Origin of the sequence: Janibacter cremeus, assembly GCF_013409205.1 — a bacterium.
GTDB classification, from domain to species: Bacteria; Actinomycetota; Actinomycetes; order Actinomycetales; family Dermatophilaceae; genus Janibacter; species Janibacter cremeus.
This window is the reverse complement of the sequence record NZ_JACCAE010000001.1, coordinates 1,026,990-1,051,307: the sequence shown is the minus strand read 5'-3', so window position 1 is coordinate 1,051,307 and position 24,318 is coordinate 1,026,990. Positions and strand designations below refer to the sequence as shown.

Genomic DNA, 24,318 nt, shown 5'->3' with positions numbered 1-24,318 from the left:
GCACCCGGTCGTGCGGACTGTGCGCCAAGGGCCATCCCCTTCCTTCACCCGCGGCGACCAAGGGAGCATTGTCTCGCATTCCAGACACTAACGTCTCCGGTGTGGTCCCGCACGGCCTGCTCAGCGGGTTGCATGGGGACATGACGACGCAGAACCAGAGCACCGTGACCATCGGCGACCGGCCCTTGACCGTCGAGGAGGTCGTGGCGGTTGCCCGCCACCGGGCGCCGGTGGCCATCAGCGATGCCGCCTGGGAGCGGGTCCGGGCCGCGCGGGCGATCGTCGAGGGTCTGGCCGAGGACACCGTGGCGCACTACGGCGTGTCCACCGGGTTCGGTGCGCTGGCGACCAAGCACATTCCGCACGAGAAGCGCGCGCAGCTGCAGCGCTCGCTCGTGCGCAGCCACGCCGCGGGCAGCGGGCCCGAGGTCGAGGAGGAGGTCGTGCGCGCGCTGATGCTGCTGCGCATCCAGACCCTGGCCACCGGCCGCACCGGCATCCGCGAGGACACCCTGCGCCTCTACCTCGCCCTGCTGACCGAGCGGATCAACCCCGTCGTCCACGAGTTCGGCTCCCTGGGGTGCTCGGGTGACCTGTCGCCGCTGAGCCACTGCGCGCTCGTCCTGATGGGTGAGGGCAGCGTCCGCGTCGCCGGCGGTGACGTGGTCGACGCCGCGCAGGCACTCTCGAGCGCTGGCCTCGCGCCGGTCGAGCTCCTCGAGAAGGAGGGCCTGGCCCTGATCAACGGCACCGACGGCATGCTCGGGATGCTGTGCCTGGCCATCGACGACCTGCGCACGCTGCTGACCACCGCCGACATCTCCGCCGCGATGAGCATCGAGGGCCTGCTCGGCACCGATGACGTCTTCGCCGCGGACCTGCAGGCCTTGCGCCCGCACCCCGGCCAAGCCCGTGCTGCGGAGAACATGCGCAAGGTCCTCGCCGACAGCCCGATCCGGGAGAGCCACCGCGATCCGCAGGCCTGCACCCGCGTCCAGGACGCGTACTCCCTTCGCTGCTCCCCGCAGGTGCACGGCGGTGCCCGGGACACCGTCGAGTACGCCGCGACCGTCGCCGCGCAGGAGCTCGCTGCTGCCATCGACAACCCGGTCGTCACCCTCGATGGTCGGGTGGAGTCCAACGGCAACTTCCACGGCGCTCCGCTCGCCTACGTCCTGGACTTCCTCGCGATCGTCGCCGCCGACGTCGCGAGCATGAGCGAGCGGCGCACCGACCGATTCCTCGACCCGGCCCGCAACCACGGCCTTCCGCCCTTCCTGGCGCACGACCCGGGCGTCGACTCCGGGCTGATGATCGCCCAGTACACCGCCGCCGGCATGGTCAGCGAGATGAAGCGCCTGGCCGCCCCGGCGAGCGTCGACTCCATCCCCAGCAGTGCGATGCAGGAGGACCACGTGTCGATGGGTTGGGGCGCCGGCCGCAAACTGCGCCGCAGCGTCGACGCGCTCTCCCGGGTCGTCGGGATCGAGCTCTACACCGCAGCACGGGGGATCGCGCTGCGGGCCCCCCTTCGCCCTGCTCCGGCCACGGGGGCCGTCATCGCGGCTCTTGCCGAGCGCGGGGACGTCGCCCCCGGTCCGGACCGCGTCCTGGCGCCCGAGCTGGCGGCCGTCCACGGCGCCATCGTGGACCGCACCGTCGTCGCCGCCGCCGAGTCGGCGACCGGTTCCTTGAACTAACTCGGCACTGACCTCACCAACCATCACGAAGGAGTGAGCCCCATGGACGGAGCCCGCCTGGTCCGCGCCCCGCGCGGCACCGAGATCACCGCCAAGAGCTGGCAGACCGAGGCCCCGCTGCGCATGCTGCAGAACAACCTCGACCCCGAGGTGGCCGAGCGCCCCGACGACCTCGTCGTCTACGGCGGCACCGGTCGCGCGGCCCGGTCCTGGGAGGCCTTCGACGCGATCGTGAAGGTGCTCACGGACCTCGAGTCCGACGAGACCCTCCTGGTGCAGTCGGGCAAGCCGGTCGGTGTCCTGCGCACCCACGAGTGGGCTCCGCGCGTGCTCATCGCCAACTCCAATCTCGTCGGTGACTGGGCCAACTGGCCGCACTTCCGCAAGCTCGAGGCCGAGGGCCTGATGATGTATGGCCAGATGACGGCTGGGTCGTGGATCTACATCGCGACCCAGGGCATCCTCCAGGGCACCTACGAGACCTTCGCCGCGGTCGCCCGCAAGCGGTTCGGCGGCACGCTCGCCGGCACCATCACCCTCACCGGTGGCTGCGGTGGCATGGGCGGCGCGCAGCCGCTCGCCGTCACCCTCAACGGCGGTGCCTGCATCGTCGTCGACGTCGACGAGACCCGTCTGGAGCGTCGACAGTCCAAGCGCTACCTCGACGAGGTGACCACGGACCTCGACGACGCCCTGGCCCAGGTCGTGGCGGCGAAGGGGGAGGAGCGCGCCCTGTCCGTCGGTCTCGTCGGCAATGCCGCCGAGGTCTTCCCCGAGATCCTGCGGCGTCACCGCGCCGGTGAGGTCGAGATCGACGTCGTCACCGACCAGACGAGCGCGCACGACCCGCTGAGCTACCTGCCCGCCGAGATCGCTCTCGAGGACTGGAAGCGCGAGGCCGAGGCGGACGAGGACGGCTTCACCAAGAAGGCCCGCGAGGCGATGGCCGCCCAGGTGAGCGCGATGGTCGAGTTCCAGGATGAGGGCGCCGAGGTCTTCGACTACGGCAACAGCATCCGCGACGAGGCCCGGCATGCGGGCTACACCCGGGCCTTCGAGTTCCCCGGCTTCGTCCCGGCGTACATCCGCCCGCTCTTCTGCGAAGGTATGGGCCCCTTCCGCTGGGTGGCGCTGTCCGGCGACCCGGAGGACATCAGGGTCACCGACGAGGCGCTCAAGGAGCTCTTCCCCGACAACACGCACCTGCACTCGTGGCTGGACGCCGCGGCCGAGCACGTGGAGTTCGAGGGGTTGCCCGCGCGCATCTGCTGGCTCGGCTACGGCGAGCGGCACCGGGCCGGGATGCTCTTCAACGAGCTCGTGCGTGATGGCAAGGTCACGGCGCCGATCGTCATCGGTCGCGACCACCTCGACTCCGGCTCCGTCGCCTCGCCCTACCGGGAGACCGAGGGCATGCTCGACGGCACCGACGCCGTCGCCGACTGGCCACTGCTCAACGCGCTGACCGCGACCTCCTCGGGCGCGACCTGGGTGTCGCTGCACCACGGTGGCGGCGTCGGCATGGGCCGCTCCATCCACGCCGGCCAGGTCGGTCTCGCCGACGGCACCGACCTCGCGGCGCAGAAGCTCGAGCGCCTGCTGACCAACGACCCCGGCATGGGCGTGCTGCGGCACGTCGACGCCGGATACTCGCGGGCCGCGGACGTCGCGCAGGAGCGTGGTGTGCGTGTGCCGATGAAACCGACCATCCGCGACGGGGGCGGGGCCTGACCATGGCGGGATCCCCCTTCGCCTCGATGTGGGCCGACCTGGATCCCGTCGGTCGTGACGGCCGGACCGGTGGGTACCGCCGGTACGCCTGGACCCGCGAGGACGCCACGCTGCGGGAGTGGTTCGTCGCTCAGGCGCACGCCCGTGGACTCGACGTCCTCGAGGACCGCGTGGGCAACCAGTTCGCCTGGTGGGGTGACGTGGACGCGCACGTCACCGCGACCGGGCAGGGTGGCGTCGTCACCGGCAGCCACCTGGACTCGGTGCCCGACGGCGGTGCCTTCGACGGCCCGTTGGGTGTCGTCTCCGGCTTCGCTGCCGTGGACGCCCTGCGCGCGAAGGGGGTGAGACCGGCCCGTCCGTTGGCGGTCGCCAACTTCGTCGACGAGGAGGGGGCACGGTTCGGCGTCGCCTGCGCCGGGTCGCGCGTCCTCAGCGGTGCCATGACTGCCGAGCGGGCTCTTGGCCTGACCGACGTCGACGGGGTGTCCATGGCCGACGCCCTGCGCGCGAGCGGGCGCGACCCGGGTGAGTACGGCGCGGACGAGGACATGCTGCGCCGGATCGGTGCCTTCGTCGAGCTGCACGTCGAGCAGGGACAGGCGCTCGGTGACCCAGGTCGTCTGGCCCGGCTGCGACTGGACGAGGCGTCAGCGGGTGTCGATGCCTGGGGCGGTGCCGTCGCCGTGGGCGCCTCGATCCACCCGCACGGCCGGTGGCGCATCGACCTGCCCGGCACGGCCAACCACGCGGGCACGACCGCGATCGCCGACCGCAGCGACGCGATGCTGCTCGCGGCCGAGGTGACCCTCGCGGTGCGGGCCGCGGCGGAGCGCTACGGGTGCGTCGCCACCGTCGGACGGCTCGAGGCCACCCCGAACGGCATCAACGCCATCGCCAGCCACGTACGGCTGTGGCTCGACGCGCGCGGCGCGGACACCTCCGCGGTCCGGGCGACGGTCACCGAGGTCTCCTCGCGCGTGGCCGACCTGGGCGGTCAGGTCGCCGAGCAGTCCTGGACGGACGACACCCCCTTCACCGCCGATCTCACCTCGCGGGTCCACGCCGCCGTGCGCGGTGGGCAGGACGTGCCGCTGCTGTCGACGGGCGCCGGCCACGACGCGGGCGTGCTCGCCGCAGCGGGCGTGCCCTCAGCGATGCTCTTCGTGCGCAACCCGACCGGGATCTCGCACAGCCCGCAGGAGTTCGCCGAGGAGGCCGACTGCCACACCGGCGTCGATGCGCTCACGTGCGTGCTCGAGGACCTGGTCGCGGTGGAGCCATGAGCGCGGTGACCGCAGCTGGGACGACCAGCTGGCACGCCCCCTTCGCCATGCTGCCGGAGGGCATCCGCGCGCAGGTGCGGATCACCACGAAGGCAGGCCGGATCCACGCCGTCGAGCCGGACATCGAGCCCGCGCAGACGGATGTGCGCCTGCCGGGGCTGCTCCTGCCCGGGCTGGCCAATGCGCACAGCCATGCCTTCCATCGGGCGCTGCGTGGACGCACCCATGGCGATGGCGGCAGCTTTTGGACCTGGCGCGAGCGGATGTACGAGGTCGCCGCGACGCTGACACCGGAGCGCTACCTCGACCTGGCGAGGGCGGTCTTCGCGGAGATGGTGCTCGCCGGGTTCACCGTCGTCGGGGAGTTCCACTACGTCCACCACGCGCCGGGCGGGACGCCCTACGAACACGATGCCATGCGTGAGGCCGTCGTCACCGCCGCGGCCGAGGCGGGAATCCGGCTGACGTTGCTCGACACCATCTACCTCACCGGAGGACTCGACGCGCACGGCTACCGATCGCTGGACGCCCTGCAGCAGCGATACGGCGACGGGAGCGTGCAGGCCTGGGCCGCAAGGGCTTTCGCTGATCGCGTCGAGACCGGGACCGCGCGCGTTGGCGCAGCGGTGCACTCGGTGCGGGCCGTGCCCGCCGACGACCTGGCCGCTGTGCGCCAGGCCCTGGACGCCCACGGCATCGACGTGCTGCACGCGCACGTGTCCGAGCAGGTCGGCGAGGTCGAGGCCACGCAGGCGGTGCACGGGTGCACGCCCGTGCAACTGCTGTCACGAGCCGGGCTGGTCGACTCACGCTTCACCGCCGTGCACGCGACGCACCTGTCCGAGGAGGACATCGCCGGTCTGGGGCGGGCGCGGGCCTTCGCGGCCTTCTGCCCGATGACCGAGCGCGACCTGGGTGATGGGATCGGGCCGGCGCGCGAGCTGCTCGACGTCGGGGCACGACTCTGCCTGGGAACCGACCAGCACGTGACCATCGACCCCTTCGCCGAGCTGCAGGGGCTCGAAGGCCACGAGCGCCTGCGCAGCCTCGAGCGTGGGCGCTTCACTCCTGCAGAGCTGCTCGCGTCGGCCACGTACGAGGGGTACGCCTGCCTCGGCTGGGACGGCGGACGGATCGCGCAGGGGGCGCTCGCGGACTTCGTCGCCGTGCGCACCGACAGCGTGCGGACCATCGGCTCGGCACCGGAGCAGGTGCCCCTGACCGCCTCGGCCACGGACGTCACCGACGTCGTCGTCGCGGGCGAGCACGTCGTCGCCGAAGGGATGCACCGCCTGGGCGACGTGGCTGCCCTGCTGCAGCGCGGACTGGCACCGTGGAGCGGGCAGGCAACGAACGACACGGGAGGATCGACCCCATGACCAGCACCCTCATCACCGACATCGGCGAGCTCGTCACCTGCGACGGCACGGGCGAAGGGGGCATCGGCGCCCGGTCCGGCCAGGCCGTCGTCGTCGAGGGGACCGGGCCGGGTCCGGGCACCATCGTCTGGGTCGGTCCGGCGTCCTCGGCGCCGGCCGCGGACGAGGTCCTCGACGTCGGGGGGCGGTGCGTGCTCCCCGGGTTCGTCGACAGCCATGCGCACCTCGTCTTCGACGGGGACCGCTCCGCGGAGTTCGCCGCACGGATGGCGGGGCAGCGCTACGACGGTGGCGGGATCGGCGTGACCGTCGCGGCTACCCGGGCGGCCGGCGACGAGCGGCTTCGAGCAGCACTGCAGGCGCGGGTCGCCGAGATGCGCGCCCAGGGGACGACGACGGTCGAGGTGAAGTCCGGCTACGGACTCGCCGTCGAGCACGAGGTCCGCGCCCTGCAGTTGGCCGCCGAGGTCACCGACGAGGTGACCTACCTGGGAGCCCACTTCGTCCCGCCCGAGATGCGCGAGGACCGTGACGGCTACGTCGACCTCGTCGTCGGCGAGATGCTGCAGGCGTGCGCACCGCACGCGCGCTGGATCGACGTGTTCTGCGAGCCGGCCTCACCCCATGCCTTCACCGGTGAGGAGTCGCGTCGGGTCCTGGCCGCCGGTCGCGACGCCGGACTGGAGCTGCGGGTGCACGGCAACCAGATCGACCACGGTCCCGGGGTCCGGCTCGCCTGCGAGATGGGTGCGGCGAGTGTCGACCACTGCACGTACCTGTCGGACGCCGACGTCGACGCGCTCGTGGACAGCGCCGCGACGACCACCGCCACCCTGCTGCCCGGTGTGGAGTTCTCGACGAAGTCGCCCTACCCCGACGCGCGGGCCCTCCTGGACGCCGGGGTATCGGTCGCCATCGCCAGCGACTGCAACCCGGGCACCTGCTTCAGCAGCTCGATGCCCTTCATGATCGCCCTCGCCGTACGGGAGATGGGGATGACACCCAGCGAGGCAGTCGTCGCCGCGACCCGCGGTGGTGCGCGTGCCCTGCGTCGCGAGGACATCGGCCGCATCGAGATCGGCGCGCGTGCCGACCTGGCCGTCCTCCAGGCCCCGAACCACCTGCACCTGGCCTACCGCGCCGGTGTACCGATCGCGCGGGCCCTGGAGGTCGCAGGGGACTGAGCAACCGCGAAGGGGTGTCCCGGAAGTCAGGCAGCGGGTCGCCGCGAGACCATCAGCCCGATGGCGCCCTGCTGCACGACGGTGCCGTCCTGGTTGGTCAGGACGAACTGCCGGTCGAGGATCCCGGCACGACCGTTGCTCGTCGCACGCACGCCGGTGATGTGGACCGCGCAGCTGACGGTGTCCCCGGCGACGACCGGGTGGGTGAAATGCCAGCCCTCGATGCCCAGCAGCGCGATCGAGCAGCGCTCGAAGATGCCCAGGCGCGAGGCCAGACCCATGGCGACCGACAGCCCGAGCACGCCATGGGCGATCGGCTGGCCGAAGCGCCCTGTGCCAGCCAACTGGGCATCGGTGTGCACCGGGTTGGTGTCCCAGCTCCATCCGGCGAAGGAGACGATGTCCGCCTCGGTGATCGTGCGCCCCTGCGTACGGAAGACCTGACCGACCTCGAAGTCCTCGAAGTACCAGTCCGCGGGCGAACCCTGCTCAGTTGTCATGAGGTGAGTTTGCCAGTGCGCGAGCACCCCGGTCCTGGAAGAATGGGCTCAGTACCACGGAGGCACCCAGCCCTCGTCAGGATCCTCCCCGACCCGGCCGTCGACGGCCTCACGCAGGAGGTCGGCGTGCCCCGTGTGGCGGCCGTACTCCTCGAGGAGGTCGAGGAGCAGCCGGCGCAGGTTGGCCTGGCCCACGTCGGGGATGCCCATGTGCGTCGGCTGCTCGAGGTCACCCTGCACGAGAGCTGCGGCGATGCGCTCGCGTGAGCGGGCCACTGCACCGTCGTAGAGGGCGTAGAGCTCCTCCGGCGTGGCGTCGGGGCTGAAGTGCGCTGTCCATCCGCCCTCCTGCTGGAGGCTGTGCCACCGAGCGTCCACGTCGGTGCCCGAGAGCTCGTGGCCGGAGTAGAGGTCCTCGACGAAGGCGAGGTGGTTGAGCAGGCCGGCCAGCGTGAGGGACGACGCGCCGATCCGCTGGGTGAGGCCGTCGGCGTCGAGGCCCTCGGCCTTCCACCGGAAGGTCGAGCGCTGGCGGTCGAGAGCCGCGACGACCTGCTCGGCGTCGGTGCCAGTCAAGGGTGGTTCCCAGTCGGGCGGGCTCCCGTGGGTGTTGGTCATGACGACTCCTCGCGTCGGCTGGTCACCCCATCCTTGCGGTGACGGTCGGGGTGCGCCACCCCCTCGAGGTCCAGGTCGGGTCGGGCGTCCGCTGCGGTGACCGCATCGATGAGCTCGGGTGCGGTGAGTGGGCGGGGCGTGGTGGTGACCGCCGGTACCTCGTCGATCTCGTCGGTCGTGACCCCGATCTCCCCCATCCGCCGGGCGCTGACGAGGACACGCGACTCGAGCGATCCGACGAGTCGGTTGTAGTCCTCGACGGACCGCTGCAGTGAGCGCCCCATGCGCGTGGCGTGCTCGCCGAGGATCCCCAGGCGGGCGTACAGCTCGCGGCCGACCGTGAGCAGCTCGCGGGCATCCCGGGTGACGGCGTCCTGCTGCCAGGTGAAGGCGACGGTGCGCAGCAGGGCGAGCAGTGTGCTCGGGGACGCCAGGACGACCTTGCTCGCCATCGCCTCCTCGTGCAGCCCGGGAGCCTGTGCGAGCGCAGCCGCGAGGGTGGCATCGGAGGGGACGAAGCACACGACCATCTCGGGGGAGGGGTCGAAGGCCGTCCAGTAGGCCTTGCTCGCCAGGGTGGCGACGTGGCCGCGCAGGGCAGCGGCGTGACCCTCCATGAGGCGGGACCGCTCGTCAGGGTCGATGTCCTCCGCCTGGGCCTGCAGCCACTGGCTCATCGGCGCCTTCGCGTCGACGACGAGATTCTTCTCGCCTGGCAGGTGGACCACGACGTCGGGGCGCACGTCCAGACCGGAGGGGGTCGTCCCCTTCGCCTGCTCCTCGAAGTCGCACCGCGCCATCAGCCCGGACACCTCCAGGACCCGCCGCAGCTGTACCTCGCCCCACGCGCCACGCACCGACGAGACGCGCAGGGAGGACGCCAAGGACGCGGCCTCGTGGCCGACCCGCGTCGTGGTCTGCTCCACCCGGCCCAACGCGTCGCGCACGGTCGCGAACTGGTCCACCCGGTCCCGCTCGAGCTGCTCGACCTTGCGCGTGACCCGCCGGAGCGCCTCGCCCATCGGGGCCAGCGCGGCCGCGGTCTCGGTGTCCGCACCGAGACTCGCCTCCATGTCTGTCATCCGCTCGCGCAGGCCGTCGCGCTCGGCGCCCAGCCCCACGACCCGGGCGCGCGCCGCCAGCCACGCGAGCAGGCCACCGAGGAGGGTGCCCACCAGCAGTCCGGTGATCAGGCTCGTGATGTCCATGTGGTCACCCAACCAGCGACCACTGACAGCGCGGGGGCGCGGCCCGCGGGTAGCCTCGTGACCATGTCGTCAGAGGAGCCCACCGAGGACGAGGTCAAGGAGGCCAGCAAGCGCACCGACCTCGGCACCGAGAAGGGGCGGCTGGCCTTCATCAAGGTCCTCAACGCCCGGATGCCCAAGAAGCGCCTCATCGCCCAGGGCATCCTGCGCACCGACGGGGACCGGATCGCCCTGTGCGAGCTGACCTACAAGACGGACTGGGACCTGCCCGGCGGGATCGTCGATCCCGACGAGTCGCCCGCTGACTGCGTCGAGCGCGAGGTCCACGAGGAGCTCGGCCTCGATCTGCGCGTGCAGGGCCTGCTCGCGGTCAACTGGCTGCCGCCCTACCGAGGGTGGGACGACGCGCTGCTGTGCCTCTTCGACCTCGGCCACGTCCCGGAGGACACCCTCGAGCGGGCGGTGCTGCAGCCTCGTGAGATCACGGCAGTGCACTGGGCGGACCAGGCGACGATCGCCGAGCACACCGCGGGATACACCGCCGAGATGCTCGCCGGGGTGGCCCTCGACGGGCGTGAGGACACTGCCTTCCTGGAAAATTCCGCCCGCCGGGACGGCATGTGAGCGACGGGCTGCCCGATCCGCGGCCACCCCGACGACCACCCCCGTCGCTGTTCAGCCTGTGGGGGCGCGAGACGGTCAAGGACATGATCCTGCTCGTCGCGGCCGTGCCCGTGCTCGTCTGCCTGCTGCTCGTCCCGGTCGTCGCGACCTCTGGAGGGTCCTGGCCGGGGCTGCTCGGGCTCCTTCTTCTCTTCGCTGCCAGCTGGTGGATCGTGCGCCTCGTCCTGCGCCGCTGGGTGGCCGCGGGAACCGGCCGGGGTGAGTCGCCCCCTTCGCACCGGTAGACTCTCGTCCCCGTGGCACTCTCCATCGGAATCGTCGGTCTCCCCAACGTCGGCAAGTCGACGATGTTCAACGCTCTGACGAAGAACAGCGTCCTCGCCGCGAACTACCCCTTCGCGACCATCGAGCCGAATGTCGGCGTCGTCCCGCTGCCGGATGATCGGCTGAAGCGGCTCGCCGAGATCTTCTCCAGCGAGAAGATCCTCCCCGCGACGGTCTCCTTCGTCGACATCGCCGGCATCGTGCGCGGCGCGAGCGAAGGGGAGGGGCTGGGCAACAAGTTCCTCGCCAACATCCGTGAGTCGGACGCGATCTGCCAGGTGGTGCGTGCCTTCGTCGATGACGACGTCACCCACGTCGACGGGACCATCGATCCGGCCTCGGACATGGAGACGATCGACACCGAGCTCGTCCTCGCCGATCTGCAGACCCTCGAGAGCGCGGTCCCGCGTCTGGAGAAGGAGATCAAGGGCAAGAAGACCGACAAGGCAGTCCTCGACACCGCCCTGGCCGCGCAGGCAGTGCTCGAGGCGGGCGACACCCTCTTCGCGAAGGGGGAAGCAGCCGGGGTCGACATGGAGATCGCCCGTCAGCTCGGGCTGCTGACGACCAAGCCTTTCCTCTACGTCTTCAACGTCGACGAGGACCAGCTGACCGACACCGACTTCCAGGACCGGATGCAGGCCCTCGTCGAGCCGGCCGAGGCGATCTTCCTCAACGCCAAGCTCGAGTCCGAGGTCGCCGAGCTCGACGACGAGGACGCCCGCGAGCTCCTCGAGGCCGTCGGCATCGACGAGCCGGGCCTGGACCAGCTGGCCCGCAAGGGCTTCAACACCCTCGGGCTGCAGACCTACCTCACCGCCGGGCCCAAGGAGTCGCGCGCGTGGACGATCCACCGCGGGGACAAGGCGCCCCGAGCGGCGGGGGTCATCCACACCGATTTCGAGCGCGGCTTCATCAAGGCCGAGATCGTCTCCTTCGAGGACCTCGACACCCACGGTTCGATGGCCAAGGCCAAGGAGGCCGGACGGGTGCGTATGGAGGGCAAGGACTACGTCATGGCCGACGGCGACGTCGTGGACTTCCGCTTCAACGTGTAGCCGGCCACGACCGAGGTTGCCAGCTGCGCGGGAGTGCGGCGGGCGATGTGGCCACCTGTCCTTGTCTAGGGTGTCGGCATGTCTCACGGAACGAGCCGAGCCCGCGCGAGCCTTGCCAGAGCGCTGTCCGGCACGACGATCCGCCGTCGCCTGATGATGCCCGAGGACATCGCCGACCAGCTCCTCGACCCGGACGAGGAGGTGCTCCTCGCGCTGCCCGGCATCCCGGACGACAAGCCGCGGATCGTCCTCGTCACGCGCGACGAGGTGATCCTCGGTCGGTGGAACGCCGTGGGGTATGCGCCGAAGGACATCAAGCGGAAGCGCGCGGTCCCGACCGGCGACGTGCGGGGAGCGTCCTATCGCCCCGGCCTGTACTACAAAGTCGAGATCGATGTGCGCTCCGCCTGGGACCTGTCGATCGAGCCGTGCACGGTCGAGGACGGGATCCGCTTCGCACACGCGCTCCAGGCCCTCGCCACGACCGGACGGGTCCCCGCACCGATGCCACCCGCAGACGTGGTTGCGGCGCGGCATGCACGGGGGACCTACTCTCCGGACTCCGTCGAGAACCGGATGCGCGCAGCATGGGACCGAGCCATCCTGGCCTCCCGTCATCTGTGGAACTGCGAGGAGGTCCATTCGGGGCCCGCACTCGGCTGGCTGTATCCCGGGGAGCACACATTCCTGGTGCTCATCGACCCGGTCGAGGTCAGCACCGCGTACCTCGCAGTCACGGACCGGCGGGTCATGTGGGGCAGGGCCCCGGGGCAGCGAACGAAGGACCGGGCCCCATCGGACGTGCGCGAAGCGGTGTACGAGAAGAGGTTCTTCCGCGATGTGGTGCGGATCAAGATGCACGATGGCTCGTCCCTGAAGCTCAGCCCGAAGAACTCGGACGAGGGCCACGAGTTCGTCGACGCCCTGAACACCCTCCTCGCCACCGGATCCCTCCCACAGGAGCTGCTGCCGTTTCGCTGAGAACGCGATGACGAGATGGGCGAACGCTTAGGGTCCGGGCCCGAGGAGGGCAAGAGCAGGAGCTGGCCACCGTCCTCGCCGCCACGTCATGAAGGCATGCCGAAGGCCTGACTGCATCCGTGACCTCGGTCAAATGGTGGGGCACGACGGAGCCACAGATAGGGTCGGCCACATGCAGGCGACCGTGACACGCCAGTCGGCCATGCGTGAACTCCGCGACACCGGCCGTGTGCGGCTGCCGGGACGCCCTGCGTTGTGGTCGCGTTGGACGCGCGGCCTCACTCTGGTGCTCCTGATCATGATCGGCGTGGCCGGTTGTGCTGGGTTGGTCACCGTCATCGTGGCGGCCGTCAATGGCTCCTCTCGGATCACTGCGGCCACCGTGGTGGGCATGGCCATGGTGGCCGCGATGCTGGCGGGCCTGGTGGCACTCGTTCTGTGGTGGCGCCGCAGCCTGAGCCGGCACGTGGGCGTGGAGCACTCCCCGGTGGTGCTCGAGGCATCCGGTCTGACGCTCAGGGGTGTCGGACCGATCCCGTGGCGGGACTTCGGGCCGGCGAGAAACATGATGGTGCGCGCGGAGTACAGCAGTGGGTGGACGTTACGGGCCGTGATGCCGCTGACTCCGTCAGGGCTCGTCAACGTGAACGAGCGCACGTCGGCGCATCTGCGCAGGCGCATCTCGCCGTCCACGGGTCCGGCCTGGAATCGTGGGCACCGTTGGATCTACGTTCCGGGTGTGGAGGGGATGCGGCAGGCCGATGTGATGCAACTGATCAACGTCGCACACCAGATGTTCGGACACCCCAGTCGCACCCAGCGATGACCGGGGTCGGTCAGCAACCCCACCCCCACGACGTCCCGTTCGCGGTTCCGCGAGGATCGTCCCACGAGCAGTACCGCAGATCGACGCCTTGCTGGCCGGGGGCGCACACATGGCGGCGCCGCCAGGTGTGACTTCACGCCGACGCCGCGGTCCGGGCCCCGGCCCGCGGCGGTTACTCCTGGGGGGAGCCGGGCCCGAAGCCGGTGTCGACAGAGTTGGCGGCCCGGTCTGCCTCCTGGGCCGACAGCAGTGAGTTGCGAACCTCCTGGAAGAGATCTCCCAGGGATCCCGGGTTCGACGGCAGGAAGAGGACGTTCGACCGGCCGTTGCGGGCGACGTCCCCCAAGGTGTCGAAGTACTGGGTCATCAGCAACAGCTGCTGGGCGGTGTCCTCGATGCCGGCCTGCTTGAGCATCTCGTACTGCTCGGCGATGCCGGTGGCGATCGCCTTGCGCTGCGCGGCGACGCCCTCACCCTGCAACCGGCGGGAGTCGGCCTCGGCCTCGGCCTGGGTCACCCGCTTGATCTTGTCCGCCTCGGCCAGCGACTGGGCGGCGACGCGGTCCCGCTGGGCGGCGTTGATGGAGTTCATGGAGTCCCGCACCTTCTGGTCGGGCGAGATGTCGGTCACCAGCGTGTTGACGATCTGGAAGCCGTAGCGCGCCATGGATTCCGACAGCCGGTACTCCACAGCCGAGGCGATGTCGTCCTTGGACTCGAAGGAGGTGTCCAGGGTCATCGTCGACAGCGATGACCGGACGGTGTCGAAGACGTAGGAGCGGATCTGCTCCTCCGGGTTGTCCAGCTTGTAGTAGGCATCGACGACGTTCTCCTCGCCGATGACGTACTGCACGGCCACCGGGATGGTGACGAAGACGTTGTCCTGGGTCTTGGTCTCGATGTTGACCTCGAGCTGTCGCACGCGCAGCGAGATCGGTTTCGTTGTCGTCTCGACGAAGGGCGTCTTGATGTTCAGCCCCGGCTTGGCCACCTTCTTGAACTTGCCGAACCGCTCCACGATGACGTTCTCCTGCGTCTTCACCGTGAAGAAGATGCTGGTTCGCAGGCCTCCGAAGACGAGGGTCACCACCGCCACCACGACGATGGCGATGACGGCAAGGGTGATCAGTAGTTCCATGGCGGACTCCGTAGGTTGGAAGGGTCGTGCTCCTGCACGCTAGCGACGGGCACCATTCGTAGCCAGCGGCGCACTCGCGCGGATCGCGCGAGAGGCGTGCGCCGTGCTCTCGTGGTGACGGCAAGCACGTGCCCAACAGCTGCCGCTAGAGTCCGCTCGGGAACGAAGGAGAGCCGCTGTGAACGACATCGCCCTGACGCTGATCGCTGCCACGGCGTTCGGCACGGTCGCTCACGTTCTGCGTGTTCCGGCGCTGGTCGGCTTCCTGGCCGCGGGTTTCGTGCTCGGTGCCATGGAGATCGCGCCCTTCCCCGGGTTGGAGCAGTTGGCCGGTATCGGCGTCACGCTCCTGCTGTTCACCATCGGTCTGAAGTTCAACGTCCGGTCCCTGCTGCGTCCCGAGGCCTATGGGACCGCTGTGGTCCACATGGTGTTGAGCGTTCTCGTCGGTGCCGGCACGCTCGGGCTGGCGGGCGCACTGGGGCTCACCGTGCTGGACGGCTGGCACACCGTGGTGCTCATCGGGTTCGCGCTCTCGTTCTCATCCACCGTGCTGTGCGTGAAGGTGTTGGAGGAACGTTCCGATGATGGCTCGTTCTACGGGCAGACCGCGATCGCGATCCTGGTGATCCAGGACCTGCTGGCGGTCGCGTTCATCTCGGCGACCAGCGATGAGCCGCTGAGCCCGTGGGCCTTCGGCCTGGTACTCCTCCTGCCCGCCGCATGGCTGCTGCGACGGGTCCTGGACCTTGTCGGGCACGACGAGCTCCTGGTGCTCTTCGGCGTCGCCATGGCGCTCGGCCCCGGGTACTTTGCTTTCGAGGCCGTGGGTATCACGGGTGATCTCGGCGCCCTGGTGATGGGGCTGTTGTTCGCGAGCCATCCTCGCGCGATCGAGATGTCGAAGACGCTGTTCAGTCTCAAGGAACTGTTCCTGATCGGGTTCTTCCTCACCATCGGCATGGGCTCGGCGCCGACCTGGGCGGATGCCGGACTGGCCGTGCTGTTGTGCCTCGTCCTGCTGCCGCTGACCTTCATCGGGTACGTGTTCCTCGGTCGGACCTTCGGGATGCGCAACCGCACCACGATCCGAACCGGGCTGGTGCTCAGCAACTTCTCCGAGTTCTCCATCATCGTCACTGCGGTCGGCGTGACCGGTGCGTTGCTGCCCGAGCGCTGGCTGACGGTCGTGGCGATTGCCGTCGCCGTGAGCATGGTCGGGTCCTCGTTGGCCAACGCTCACGGACTTCGGCTCACCTCTGCGCTCAGTGCCAGGCTCCCTGACCAGGACACGGCGAAGCTGCGACCGTCCGACCGTCCGATCGACACCAGCGGGTCCGATGTGGTCGTCCTCGGCATGGGCCGCGTGGGCCGGGCCGCGTACGAGCGACTGGCCCACGAGAGGCAGCTGTCGGTTCTGGGCATCGACAACGACCACGCGGTGATCACCCGACTGGAGGATCACGGGCTCAACGTGCTGGAGGGGGACGCGACCGACCTGGAGTTCTGGACCCGACTGGTCTCGGGTGGATTTGTCACCACCGTCGTGCTGGCGATGGCCTTCCACGACTCGAACACCTTCGCCCTCGAGCGGCTCCACGATGCGGGTTTCGATGGCCGAGTCGTCGCGGTGGCGCAACATCCGGACCAGGTCGAGCACTTGGCTGCCCACGGCGTGCATGCTGTGCTGAACATCTATGCGGGTGCTGGGCACTCCTTGGCGGGCCTCGCGGTGAGCCCGCCGGACCAGTGACCCGACGAAGGGGTAGCGATGTCTGGATCCGTGCGCGTGACCGTGGTGGTGGACGCAGCCAACTGCGTCGGCAGCGTCCCGGATGGCTGGTGGCGGGACCGGGTCGCAGCGACGAGACGGCTGCGTGACTCCATCTCGCCGGACGACCTCCGCCGTGCTCTGGACCTGGATGAGACCCCGCTGGTGGTGCTCGTCGTCGAGGGGCGTGCCCGAGGCGTCGAGTCCTCCGAGGCGGTGCGAGTGGTCGATGCTCCCGGCATCGGGGACGACTGCATCGTGGAGGTCGCTGAGCAGTCCACTGCACAGGGCGAAGGCGTGGTGGTCGTGACCGCGGACCGGGGTCTGCGGTCACGGGTGGTCAGTCTGGGAGCTCGCGTCGTGGGGCCCCGGGTCGTGCGATCGAACTGAGGTCAGGCGCTCGGTGGCCGGCTGGTTGACCCTTCAGGGCAGGACGCCGGTACGCATGAAGTCCTCCAGTCGCCGCTGGTAGGGCTCGATGTCGATGTCGTTCTCCTCGAGCCACTCCTGCGAGTAGTACTTGTCGAGGTAGCGCTCGCCCGGGTCGCAGATCAGGGAGACGATGCTCCCCTTCGTGCCTGCCTCGACCATCTCGGACACGATCCGCAGCGAGGCCCACATGCTTGTCCCCGTCGAGGCGCCCGCCCGGGCCCCGATCAACTCCTCCAGCAGCAGGATCGAGGCGACGGCAGCCGCATCGGGCACACGCACCATCCGGTCGATGCTCGAGGCGATGAAGCTCGACTCGACCCGCTGCCGTCCGATGCCCTCGATGCGTGAGCCGATCTGCGTCGTGACGAAGGGGTCGTGGTCGCGCCACCCGGGGAAGAAGGCGGAGTTCTCCGGGTCAGCGACGCAGATGCCCGTCGACCGACCGGTGTAGCGGACATACCGGGCCAGGGTCGCGGACGTACCGCCGGTGCCGGCGGTCGCGACGACCCAGGCGGGCTCGGGGTGCTCCTCCATGGCCATCTGGTCGAAGATCGACTCGGCGATGTTGTTGTTGCCGCGCCAGTCGGTGGCCCGCTCGGCGTAGGTGAACTGGTCCATGTAGTGCCCACCGCGCTCCTCGGCGAGCTGGGCGGCGACCGCGTAGACCTCGTCGGCGTTGTCGACGAAGTGGCAGGAGCCGCCGTGGAACTCGATGAGGTCGACCTTCTGCCGGCTCGTCGAGCGGGCCATGACCGCGCAGAAGGGGACGCCGATCAGCGAGGCGAAGTAGGCCTCGGACACCGCGGTCGATCCGCTGGACGCCTCGATGACGGGTCTGTCCGGGTGGATCCAGCCATTGCAGAGGGCGTGCAGGAAGAGGGAACGAGCCAGCCGGTGCTTCAGCGAACCGGTCGGGTGCACTGACTCGTCCTTCAGGTACAGGTCCACGCCCCAGTGCACCGGTAGCGGCACCTTGACCAGATGGGTGTCGGCCGAGCGGTTGGCGTCGCTGCGCACCTTCCGGATGGCGGACGCGAGCCACTGTCGGTGGTGGGGGTCGTACCGGTTGACGTCCTCCTCGGCGGCGACGGCCGGCGTGGGCGGCTGGGCGGAATGACTGGTCATGGGGCTCCTCTCAGGACGTGGCGCCGAGGACCAGCGCACGCCACTCGTCGTCATCCTTGCCCGTGGCGACCAGGGTGTCCGGGGACTGCTCGCTGCGGACGAAGGCGTGGCAGTCACCGCCCTCCTGGGCCAGGACGAGGTCCGTGCTCGTGTGCGCACCGGACTCGTCCCACCGGTTGACCGTGACCAGGGCGGTGTGTGGGCTGCGCTCGAGGAGAGCATCCGCATCGGCGTCCGCGGGCCCGCGACCACCCGAAGGCAGGCGCTCCCACAGTCGTTCGATCGCCTGCTGGTGGTCACGCAGGGAGTAGGAGTGGATGCCGAGGGCATCGATGAGCACCTCGAGAGTGATCCCTTCCGGCTGCGGCATGAGGATGAATCGCCACGGCTGGTCCGGCTCCGTGCCGGTGACGCGGGCATCGATGGCCACCCGGGAGCGGTGCTGGACCGCGGTGGCGATGCCGAGGTCGCCCCGCACCTTCAACTCGTCACAACCCCGGTCGGTGGAGATGAGGTTGCGGGCGGCGAGGGAACGCACGGCCTCGGCGATGAGCGCGGGGGCGGGCTTCTCCTCGAAGAGGTGCTCGATCGCCCCGACGGCGTCGATCTCCGCCAGAGTGTATGCCCCGAGCAGGACCGGGCCCGTCTCGACGAGGTCCACCAGGTTCGCCAAGGTCTCGGCCGGGATGTCGGCGCTCGTCGGGGCGTTGGTCATGCGTCCTCCTGTGGGTGCGGTGGGCGGCAGGGTCCACCGGGGTGGCTCGGCTGCGCGGGCCTCGTCGAGCGCTCGTCGGGCGTCGTGGACCTGCCCCTGGTGGACGTGGATGTCGGCGGCACCGAACATGCCGCGTCCGTTGCGGGTCCCGGGGTCGAGGACCAGCTCTGCTGCCGTACTGCTCCGGTTCGGCGGCGGGAAGTGCCGCGCGAGATCGGGTGAGGCGGACGTGGTGTCGTCCGCGTCCTCGACCCGCTCCAGTGCGGCGGTCAGCTCGTCGAGGGCCGCCGGTGGCACCGGGACCGACGAGGCGATGGCCGGGGAGAGGTACATCGGTCGTCGCTCGGTCTGCCGGGACAGTCCCCACGGCCCGACGTTGCTCTTGGTGATGCGGTACACGACGTAGTCGCACAGGTGGAGCACGTCGTTCCACGTCGGGAGTCGGAAGCCGTGCCCCATCGCCGCCGGGGTCTTCTCGAACTGCAGCCACGTCCCCGTCTTCGTGCGGCCGTGCAGCTTCTCCCGCACGAGCGGACCCTTGAGCCCGAGATCGGGGAACTGCCGCTTGTCCACGTTCTTGTGGTGACTCGAGAGGCGCTCGCGCGACGTGGGGAAACGCCACTGCTCGTAGAGATCGGGGTCGTCGATGAGGACGTGCCCGCCCCAGAGGACCTCCCTCAGCTGCAGCACGTCCAGCCCGTGTCGCTCGAGGCCCTCGATGATCGCCGCCTCGTGGTCGGTCAGGCGCGCGGCTGCGGGTGTCAGGCCGTCGCGGTACTCACCGACCCGGGAGGTGATGTCGACGAGCAGCTCCACCCGTCGTCGGACGCGGTCTCCCTCGGCGCGCTCGTGGCTCACCTGCGTCGTCGCGGGCTGTCGTTGGATGCTCACTGTGGCACCGTAGCGGGCGTGGAGATCCGGGGGAGGGGATGGCACATAGACTCCCGGCCATGCAGCCAATGACCATCGCGTCCAACCGATTCCTCGCCATCGCCCTCATGGTGATCGGTGCCCTGCTCCTGATCATCTCCCTGCTCGATCAGCAGTGGATCTCGGTCGTTGCGGGGGCCGTGCTGGCACTGCTGGGCGTGCTCACGTTCATCAACCCCCTGATCAAGGTCGAGCCGGACGAGGTGCAGGTGCGCAACCCGCTCGGCATGACGCTCAAGCGCTTCCCGGTCACCTCGCCGGCGGACCTTGCGCTCGAGGGCAAGACGCTGCGCCACGTGCCCACGGGCAAGCGGATCACCTCGCTCGGTTTCGGTGTGCACGGCCCGGACGCGGACGCCCTGCGCACGCAGCTGTCCGGCCAGAGCTGACCTCATCTCCCCCGGGAGGGCGAAGGGGGTGTGTCCCCGCCCCCTTCGCCCGCGCCCACGGAGGCGAAGTAGTCCGCGATCCGAGCCTCGCTCCAGCCGTGTGCCTCCCCCAGTCCCTCCGCGAGCATGGCGAGGTAGGCCGGGCGGGGTCGCGTGTGCACCACCGCGTCGGCTGCGTGGGGAGCGGTGAAGGTGAGCATCGGCAGGCCTTCGTGGCGGCCCACCTCGATGAGCGTCTCGTAGTGGCCCGGGCCTGCGCGGTGGCGCGCGTCGGGCAGGCCGGCGAGGAGCACCTCCTCGAGCGGGTCGTGCGGGCCCGGGTCCCGGTGCATCTCCTGATTCGCGATGTCGACGAACTGGCCGACGGTGATCCGGTAGGCCCGCGCCGGCGTCCCGCGGGGCGCGTCGTGGTCGTAGAAGGCGACGCCGCCACCCCAGGTGGGCGACTCGCCCGCGAAGTACAGGCTGCCGGGAAGCGTGACCGGCAGGTCCGCCGCCGGCATCGTGGCGTCCCGGGCACCCACGCAGGTGACCGTTGCGCCGGGCGGTCGACCTCCTTCGAGGTAGCAGCCGAGGCGCTGGCGGGACATGTTGGAGCCGTAGCTGACGTACCAGAGATCAGATGCAGACATCGCCGCCCATTGTGCGCCAGCACAGTACGCGCATGTTTGCACACTGTGCAAACATGCGCGTACTGTGTTTGCTCGTGCCCACTGCTGAAGACACCATCGCTCCACTCGGACGGCGCGAGCGCAAGAAGGCCGAGACCCGCCGCGCCATCCGAGGTGCCGCGCTCGAGATCGCCCTCGAGGTGGGGCTCGACGGGTTGACCGTCGCGCGGATCAGCGAGGTCGCCGACATCGCACCGCGGACCTTCTTCAACTACTTCTCGTGCAAGGAGGATGCGCTCGTCACCGATGGGGTCGGCGCAGCGCCGCAACTGCGCGCGGCGCTCGTCGCCCGGCCCCACGGCGAGGCGCCGATCGACTCCCTGCGCGCCGCCATCATCGACAGTCCCCTTGTCGCCGGGATGGAGGCCAGTCGTGGTCAGGCGCTCCAGCGCCAGCGCCTCATCCAGGCCGACGTCGGCCTGCTCGCACGGCAGCTCGCGCAGTTCTCGACCGTCGAGCGCGCCTTCGCCGAAGGCATCGCCGAGCGCATGGACGTCGACCCCGGAGACCTGCGTCCTGCCACGCTCGCCGCCATCGCCCTGGGGATCGTGCGCGTCGCCATCCGTCGCTGGGTCGCCGATGACTCCCACCCGCTCACCGACCTGATCGCCTCGGGCTTCGACCTGCTCCAGCAGGGCGTCCTCACCGAGGCGACCAACGCGCCCAGGCGCTGAAGGAGAACCCCCGCTTGACGAAGGACGCCACCCGCCCCGCCCCCGTCGCTGACAGCAGCGCGGAGGAGGTCACCCCTGCGCTGCCGGTCAACCGCAACGTCGTGCTCGCCGTGCTCGTGTCCGGCGCATTCGTGATGATCCTCAACCAGACGCTGCTGAACACGGCGCTGCCGGCCTTCATGGCGGACTTCGGGATCACGGCCAGCACGGCCCAGTGGCTGACGACGATCTTCATGCTCGTCAACGGCATCATGATCCCGGTCACGGCGTTCCTGATCAACAAGTTCACTACGCGTGCCCTCTTCCTCACGGCCATGGGGCTGTTCATCGCGGGGACTCTCGTCTGCGCGATGGCACCCACCTTCCCCGTGCTCGTCCTCGGGCGGATCATCCAGGCCAGCGGCGCGGGCATCATCATCCCGCTGATGCAGACGATCCTCTTCGCCATCTTCCCGCTGGGCAAGCGTGGGCAGGCGATGGGCACCTTCGGTCTGGTCATCGCCTTCGCGCCGGCGATCGGGCCGAGCCTGTCGGGGTGGATCGTCGACCACTTCGAGTGGCACATCCTGTTCTGGATGATGCTGCCCTTCGCGGTCGTCGACGTGGTGGTCGCCTACTTCATCCTGCGCAACGTCACCGAGCAGACCCATCCACGGCTCGACGTCGCCTCGATCGTCCTCTCCTCGGTCGGTTTCGGCGGGCTGCTCTTCGGCCTCGGCGGGGCCGGGAACTCCAGCTGGACCAGCCCGCAGGTCTACCTTCCGCTGCTCGTCGGCATCGCCACGCTCGTGGTCTTCATCCACCGGCAGCTACGGCTGCCGGAGCCCATCCTGGAGTTCCGCGTCCTGCGTTACCCGATGTTCACGCTCAACACCGCGCTGGGCATGTGCGTCTTCATGGTGATGATCGGTGGGATGCTGATCCTGCCCCTCTACATGCAGAACATGAGCGACTACACGGCGATGGAGTCCGGTCTGGCGCTGCTGCCGGGGGCCGCGGTCATGGGCCTGATGTCTCCGATCACCGGCCGGATCTTCGACCGGTTCGGCGCGCGGTGGCTGGCCGTCCCCGGCTTCGCGCTCGTGACTGCGACGACCTTCATGTTCGCGCGCCTGAGCGTCGACACGTCCTTCGCCTACATCGCGATCGTCAACTCCGTGCGCATGTTCGGCACCGCGATGATCATCATGCCGGTGACCACGGCCGCGCTGAACCAGCTGCCGTCCAGGCTCATCCCGCACGGCACCGCGCTGAACAACACCTTGCGCCAGATCGCGGCCGCCGTCGGGACAGCCGTCCTCGTCACCGTCATGGCCACGGCCGCCCGCGACCCCGAGATCTACGGGAAGGCAGGCCTCATCCACGGCGCGAACGTCTCCTTCGTCGTCGCGGGGTTCCTCGGCGTCGTCGGGATCATCGGCTCCTTCTTCATCAGGGAGACCTCCCGCCGATCCTGATCAGGGGCCGGGGCGAAGGGGGAGGGGTTGCTCTGCTGAGTTGCCCTGAAGTCTCTTGACATCAAGATAAATCGGCGTAAAGTCGGAGGCAGGTAAGGGAAGCCTTACTTGAAGCATTGGTTAGTCACGGACCGCACAGGAAAGGACGATCCCATGACCACCTCCACCACCACCTCCACCCGGCGCACCGAGGTCCAACAGCTCGCCGAGTTCGTCGACCGGGCGGCTTTCGAGGACATCAGCCCCGAGGCGCTCGAGCAGCTGAAGATCCGCGTGCTCGACACCCTCGGGGTTGCCATCGGTGCACTCGACGCCGAGCCGATCCGCGCCGTGCGCGGCCTGCTGGACGACCTCGGCGGGGTCCCCTCGGCGACGATGATCGGGGGTGGCCGCACCGCGCCCGACCGCGCCGCCTTCTTCACCAGCGCCTTGTCCCGCTACCTCGACTTCATGGACTCCTACCTGGCGAAGGGGGAGACGGGTCACCCCTCCGACAACCTCGGCGCAGTCCTCGCCGCCAGCGAATCCGTCGGTGGCACCGGCAAGGACATGCTCACCGCGCTCGCGGTGGCCTACCAGGTGCAGTCGCGCTTGTCCGACGAGGCGCCGGTCCGCCGGGCCGGCTTCGACCACACGACCCAGGGCGCGTACGCCGCAGCCGCATCGGCGGCCAAGGCACTCGGCCTGCCCGCGGAGCAGATCGCACACGCGGTCGCGATCTCGGGGACGGCCAACAACGCCCTGCGCGTCACGCGTACCGGCACCCTCAGCCACTGGAAGGGTCTGGCCTACCCCCAGGTCGCCAAGGAGGGCACCTTCGCCGCGCTCCTCGCCGGTCGCGGCATCACCGGTCCCGAGGAGGTCTTCGAGGGCAACAAGGGTTTCAAGCAGTCCATCGCCGGTGACTTCACGATCGATTGGTCCACCGAGGACCTCGAGGCCGTGCTCCGCTCGATCATCAAGCGGCACAACGCCGAGATCCACTCCCAGTCCGCGCTCGACGCGGCCCAGGAGATCCGCTCTCAGAGCGGCTTCGACGCCGATGCGATCGAGTCGGTGCGTCTGACCACCTTCGACGTGGCCCACTCGATCATCGGCGGCGGGGAGGAGGGTGACAAGCGCACCGTCCGCACCAAGGAGGAGGCTGACCACTCCCTGCCGTGGATGCTCGCGGTCGTCCTCCTCGACGGCGAGCTGAACCCGGGCCAGTACGAGCCCAGCCGGATCACCGCCGAGGACGTCCAGCAGCTGATGACCAAGGTCGAGGTCACTCCGGACGAGGGCTTCTCGGCCCGGTTCCCGGACGAGATGCCCGCCGACCTGAGCGTCACCCTGACCGACGGCACCAGCTTCCACGCCTCGCGGAGCTCCTACGAGGGATTCCACTCCGACCCGCTCGACTGGGACGGCGCCCGGCGAAAGTTCGACCTGCTGGCTGCCCCCTTCGCCGCTGCCGACCTGCGCGACGAGATCGCCGGCGTCGTCCACGTACTGGAGTCCCACGCCGTCGCGGACCTGACCGCGGCCCTGGCCCGGGTGCGTACCACCCGTGTGCACGCGAGCGACACCGCCGCCTGACCAACCACGCACGAGAAGG

General features: G+C 69.7%; 23 protein-coding genes. 16 read left to right on the top strand and 7 right to left on the bottom strand.

The genetic code is table 11. The features are described 5' to 3' along the window. Nucleotides 1–140 precede the first annotated feature (140 nt). Genes hutH through hutI form a run of 5 tightly spaced genes read left to right on the top strand, consistent with a single transcriptional unit; the run spans nt 141 to nt 7,280 of the window. A complete protein-coding gene (hutH, locus tag BJY20_RS04830) occupies nt 141–1,700 on the top strand; it encodes a histidine ammonia-lyase (RefSeq protein WP_185990492.1) in 1,560 nt (519 codons plus the stop codon). Between the two features lie 42 nt (nt 1,701–1,742). Beyond that, complete coding sequence (gene hutU, locus BJY20_RS04825) at nt 1,743–3,431, top strand: urocanate hydratase (protein ID WP_185990491.1); 1,689 nt, start codon at nt 1,743–1,745, stop codon at nt 3,429–3,431. Between the two features lie 2 nt (nt 3,432–3,433). Continuing rightward, complete coding sequence (locus BJY20_RS04820; protein ID WP_246297105.1) at nt 3,434–4,717, top strand: allantoate amidohydrolase; 1,284 nt, start codon at nt 3,434–3,436, stop codon at nt 4,715–4,717. Next, the gene (locus BJY20_RS04815) at nt 4,714–6,096 is read left to right on the top strand and encodes a formimidoylglutamate deiminase (RefSeq protein WP_185990490.1); all 1,383 of its coding nucleotides are present in this window, start codon (nt 4,714–4,716) and stop codon (nt 6,094–6,096) included. Before BJY20_RS04820 ends, BJY20_RS04815 begins: the two co-directional genes overlap by 4 nt. Beyond that, the gene (gene hutI / locus BJY20_RS04810; protein ID WP_185990489.1) at nt 6,093–7,280 is read left to right on the top strand and encodes an imidazolonepropionase; all 1,188 of its coding nucleotides are present in this window, start codon (nt 6,093–6,095) and stop codon (nt 7,278–7,280) included. Before BJY20_RS04815 ends, hutI begins: the two co-directional genes overlap by 4 nt. Before the next feature lie 26 nt (nt 7,281–7,306). Here hutI and BJY20_RS04805 read toward each other — a convergent pair whose 3' ends face one another. From BJY20_RS04805 to BJY20_RS04795, 3 genes are read right to left on the bottom strand one after another with little or no spacing between them, the layout of a single operon-like run. Continuing rightward, entirely contained in the window at nt 7,307–7,780 is a 474-nt protein-coding gene (locus BJY20_RS04805; protein ID WP_185990488.1) for a MaoC/PaaZ C-terminal domain-containing protein, read from the bottom strand. A gap of 48 nt (nt 7,781–7,828) precedes the next feature. Beyond that, complete coding sequence (locus BJY20_RS04800) at nt 7,829–8,398, bottom strand: mycothiol transferase (RefSeq protein ID WP_185990487.1); 570 nt, start codon at nt 8,396–8,398, stop codon at nt 7,829–7,831. Then, on the bottom strand, nt 8,395–9,606 hold the full coding sequence (locus BJY20_RS04795; RefSeq protein ID WP_185990486.1) for a DNA recombination protein RmuC: 1,212 nt from the start codon (nt 9,604–9,606) through the stop codon (nt 8,395–8,397). Before BJY20_RS04795 ends, BJY20_RS04800 begins: the two co-directional genes overlap by 4 nt. A 63-nt stretch (nt 9,607–9,669) precedes the next feature. Here BJY20_RS04795 and BJY20_RS04790 point away from each other — a divergent pair, with 63 nt between their 5' ends. The 5 genes from BJY20_RS04790 to BJY20_RS04770 all read left to right on the top strand — a co-directional run bounded on the left by BJY20_RS04790 (nt 9,670) and on the right by BJY20_RS04770 (nt 13,419). Beyond that, on the top strand, nt 9,670–10,230 hold the full coding sequence (locus tag BJY20_RS04790) for an NUDIX domain-containing protein (protein ID WP_221935247.1): 561 nt from the start codon (nt 9,670–9,672) through the stop codon (nt 10,228–10,230). Next, nucleotides 10,227–10,514 (top strand): hypothetical protein, encoded by a 288-nt coding sequence (locus BJY20_RS04785; protein ID WP_185990484.1) that lies wholly within the window; start codon nt 10,227–10,229, stop codon nt 10,512–10,514. The genes BJY20_RS04790 and BJY20_RS04785 overlap by 4 nt, the downstream gene beginning before the upstream one ends. Nucleotides 10,515–10,526: 12 nt before the next feature. Then, the gene (gene ychF, locus BJY20_RS04780) at nt 10,527–11,612 is read left to right on the top strand and encodes a redox-regulated ATPase YchF (RefSeq protein ID WP_185990483.1); all 1,086 of its coding nucleotides are present in this window, start codon (nt 10,527–10,529) and stop codon (nt 11,610–11,612) included. Nucleotides 11,613–11,690: 78 nt separating this feature from the next. After that, a complete protein-coding gene (locus BJY20_RS04775; RefSeq protein WP_185990482.1) occupies nt 11,691–12,593 on the top strand; it encodes a hypothetical protein in 903 nt (300 codons plus the stop codon). A gap of 172 nt (nt 12,594–12,765) precedes the next feature. Next, nucleotides 12,766–13,419 (top strand): hypothetical protein, encoded by a 654-nt coding sequence (locus BJY20_RS04770; RefSeq protein ID WP_185990481.1) that lies wholly within the window; start codon nt 12,766–12,768, stop codon nt 13,417–13,419. Nucleotides 13,420–13,591: 172 nt separating this feature from the next. Here the strand turns inward: BJY20_RS04770 and BJY20_RS04765 are convergent, their stop codons facing one another. Continuing rightward, nucleotides 13,592–14,557, bottom strand: coding sequence for an SPFH domain-containing protein (locus BJY20_RS04765; protein ID WP_185990480.1), 966 nt, complete (start codon nt 14,555–14,557; stop codon nt 13,592–13,594). A 178-nt stretch (nt 14,558–14,735) separates the two neighbouring features. Between BJY20_RS04765 and BJY20_RS04760 the strand changes: the two genes are divergently transcribed. After that, the gene (locus BJY20_RS04760) at nt 14,736–16,310 is read left to right on the top strand and encodes a cation:proton antiporter domain-containing protein (RefSeq protein ID WP_185990479.1); all 1,575 of its coding nucleotides are present in this window, start codon (nt 14,736–14,738) and stop codon (nt 16,308–16,310) included. Between the two features lie 18 nt (nt 16,311–16,328). Continuing rightward, complete coding sequence (locus BJY20_RS04755) at nt 16,329–16,718, top strand: PIN domain-containing protein (protein ID WP_185990478.1); 390 nt, start codon at nt 16,329–16,331, stop codon at nt 16,716–16,718. 33 nt (nt 16,719–16,751) lie between these two features. Here BJY20_RS04755 and BJY20_RS04750 read toward each other — a convergent pair whose 3' ends face one another. Together BJY20_RS04750 and BJY20_RS04745 are read right to left on the bottom strand one after the other, a co-directional pair. Beyond that, the gene (locus BJY20_RS04750; RefSeq protein ID WP_185990477.1) at nt 16,752–17,885 is read right to left on the bottom strand and encodes a PLP-dependent cysteine synthase family protein; all 1,134 of its coding nucleotides are present in this window, start codon (nt 17,883–17,885) and stop codon (nt 16,752–16,754) included. Nucleotides 17,886–17,895: 10 nt separating this feature from the next. Beyond that, nucleotides 17,896–19,491, bottom strand: a complete 1,596-nt coding sequence (locus BJY20_RS04745; RefSeq protein ID WP_185990476.1) for a hypothetical protein — start codon at nt 19,489–19,491, stop codon at nt 17,896–17,898. 59 nt (nt 19,492–19,550) lie between these two features. On the opposite strand from BJY20_RS04745, the gene BJY20_RS04740 reads away from it, so the two are divergent. Continuing rightward, the gene (locus BJY20_RS04740) at nt 19,551–19,919 is read left to right on the top strand and encodes a hypothetical protein (RefSeq protein WP_185990475.1); all 369 of its coding nucleotides are present in this window, start codon (nt 19,551–19,553) and stop codon (nt 19,917–19,919) included. Nucleotides 19,920–19,921: 2 nt separating this feature from the next. Here the strand turns inward: BJY20_RS04740 and BJY20_RS04735 are convergent, their stop codons facing one another. Next, nucleotides 19,922–20,551, bottom strand: a complete 630-nt coding sequence (locus BJY20_RS04735) for a histone deacetylase (protein WP_185990474.1) — start codon at nt 20,549–20,551, stop codon at nt 19,922–19,924. A 74-nt stretch (nt 20,552–20,625) separates the two neighbouring features. On the opposite strand from BJY20_RS04735, the gene BJY20_RS04730 reads away from it, so the two are divergent. The 3 genes from BJY20_RS04730 (at nt 20,626) to BJY20_RS04720 (ending at nt 24,299) form a co-directional block, all read left to right on the top strand. Further along, the gene (locus tag BJY20_RS04730; protein ID WP_185990473.1) at nt 20,626–21,264 is read left to right on the top strand and encodes an acyl-CoA-like ligand-binding transcription factor; all 639 of its coding nucleotides are present in this window, start codon (nt 20,626–20,628) and stop codon (nt 21,262–21,264) included. 14 nt (nt 21,265–21,278) lie between these two features. Next, nucleotides 21,279–22,721 (top strand): MDR family MFS transporter, encoded by a 1,443-nt coding sequence (locus BJY20_RS04725; protein WP_281366017.1) that lies wholly within the window; start codon nt 21,279–21,281, stop codon nt 22,719–22,721. Nucleotides 22,722–22,874: 153 nt separating this feature from the next. Then, the gene (locus BJY20_RS04720) at nt 22,875–24,299 is read left to right on the top strand and encodes an MmgE/PrpD family protein (protein ID WP_185990472.1); all 1,425 of its coding nucleotides are present in this window, start codon (nt 22,875–22,877) and stop codon (nt 24,297–24,299) included. The last annotated feature ends 19 nt before the right edge of the window (nt 24,300–24,318 follow it).

Bases quoted from the DNA above. Each gene is read 5' to 3' on its own strand.
- hutH (WP_185990492.1), top strand. From the start codon at position 141: ATGACGACGCAGAACCAGAGCACCGTGACCATCGGCGACCGGCCCTTG.
- hutU (WP_185990491.1), top strand. From the start codon at position 1,743: ATGGACGGAGCCCGCCTGGTCCGCGCCCCGCGCGGCACCGAGATCACC.
- BJY20_RS04820 (WP_246297105.1), top strand. From the start codon at position 3,434: ATGGCGGGATCCCCCTTCGCCTCGATGTGGGCCGACCTGGATCCCGTC.
- BJY20_RS04815 (WP_185990490.1), top strand. From the start codon at position 4,714: ATGAGCGCGGTGACCGCAGCTGGGACGACCAGCTGGCACGCCCCCTTC.
- hutI (WP_185990489.1), top strand. From the start codon at position 6,093: ATGACCAGCACCCTCATCACCGACATCGGCGAGCTCGTCACCTGCGAC.
- BJY20_RS04805 (WP_185990488.1), bottom strand. From the start codon at position 7,780: ATGACAACTGAGCAGGGTTCGCCCGCGGACTGGTACTTCGAGGACTTC.
- BJY20_RS04800 (WP_185990487.1), bottom strand. From the start codon at position 8,398: ATGACCAACACCCACGGGAGCCCGCCCGACTGGGAACCACCCTTGACT.
- BJY20_RS04795 (WP_185990486.1), bottom strand. From the start codon at position 9,606: ATGGACATCACGAGCCTGATCACCGGACTGCTGGTGGGCACCCTCCTC.
- BJY20_RS04790 (WP_221935247.1), top strand. From the start codon at position 9,670: ATGTCGTCAGAGGAGCCCACCGAGGACGAGGTCAAGGAGGCCAGCAAG.
- BJY20_RS04775 (WP_185990482.1), top strand. From the start codon at position 11,691: ATGTCTCACGGAACGAGCCGAGCCCGCGCGAGCCTTGCCAGAGCGCTG.
- BJY20_RS04770 (WP_185990481.1), top strand. From the start codon at position 12,766: ATGCAGGCGACCGTGACACGCCAGTCGGCCATGCGTGAACTCCGCGAC.
- BJY20_RS04765 (WP_185990480.1), bottom strand. From the start codon at position 14,557: ATGGAACTACTGATCACCCTTGCCGTCATCGCCATCGTCGTGGTGGCG.
- BJY20_RS04755 (WP_185990478.1), top strand. From the start codon at position 16,329: ATGTCTGGATCCGTGCGCGTGACCGTGGTGGTGGACGCAGCCAACTGC.
- BJY20_RS04750 (WP_185990477.1), bottom strand. From the start codon at position 17,885: ATGACCAGTCATTCCGCCCAGCCGCCCACGCCGGCCGTCGCCGCCGAG.
- BJY20_RS04740 (WP_185990475.1), top strand. From the start codon at position 19,551: ATGCAGCCAATGACCATCGCGTCCAACCGATTCCTCGCCATCGCCCTC.
- BJY20_RS04735 (WP_185990474.1), bottom strand. From the start codon at position 20,551: ATGTCTGCATCTGATCTCTGGTACGTCAGCTACGGCTCCAACATGTCC.
- BJY20_RS04720 (WP_185990472.1), top strand. From the start codon at position 22,875: ATGACCACCTCCACCACCACCTCCACCCGGCGCACCGAGGTCCAACAG.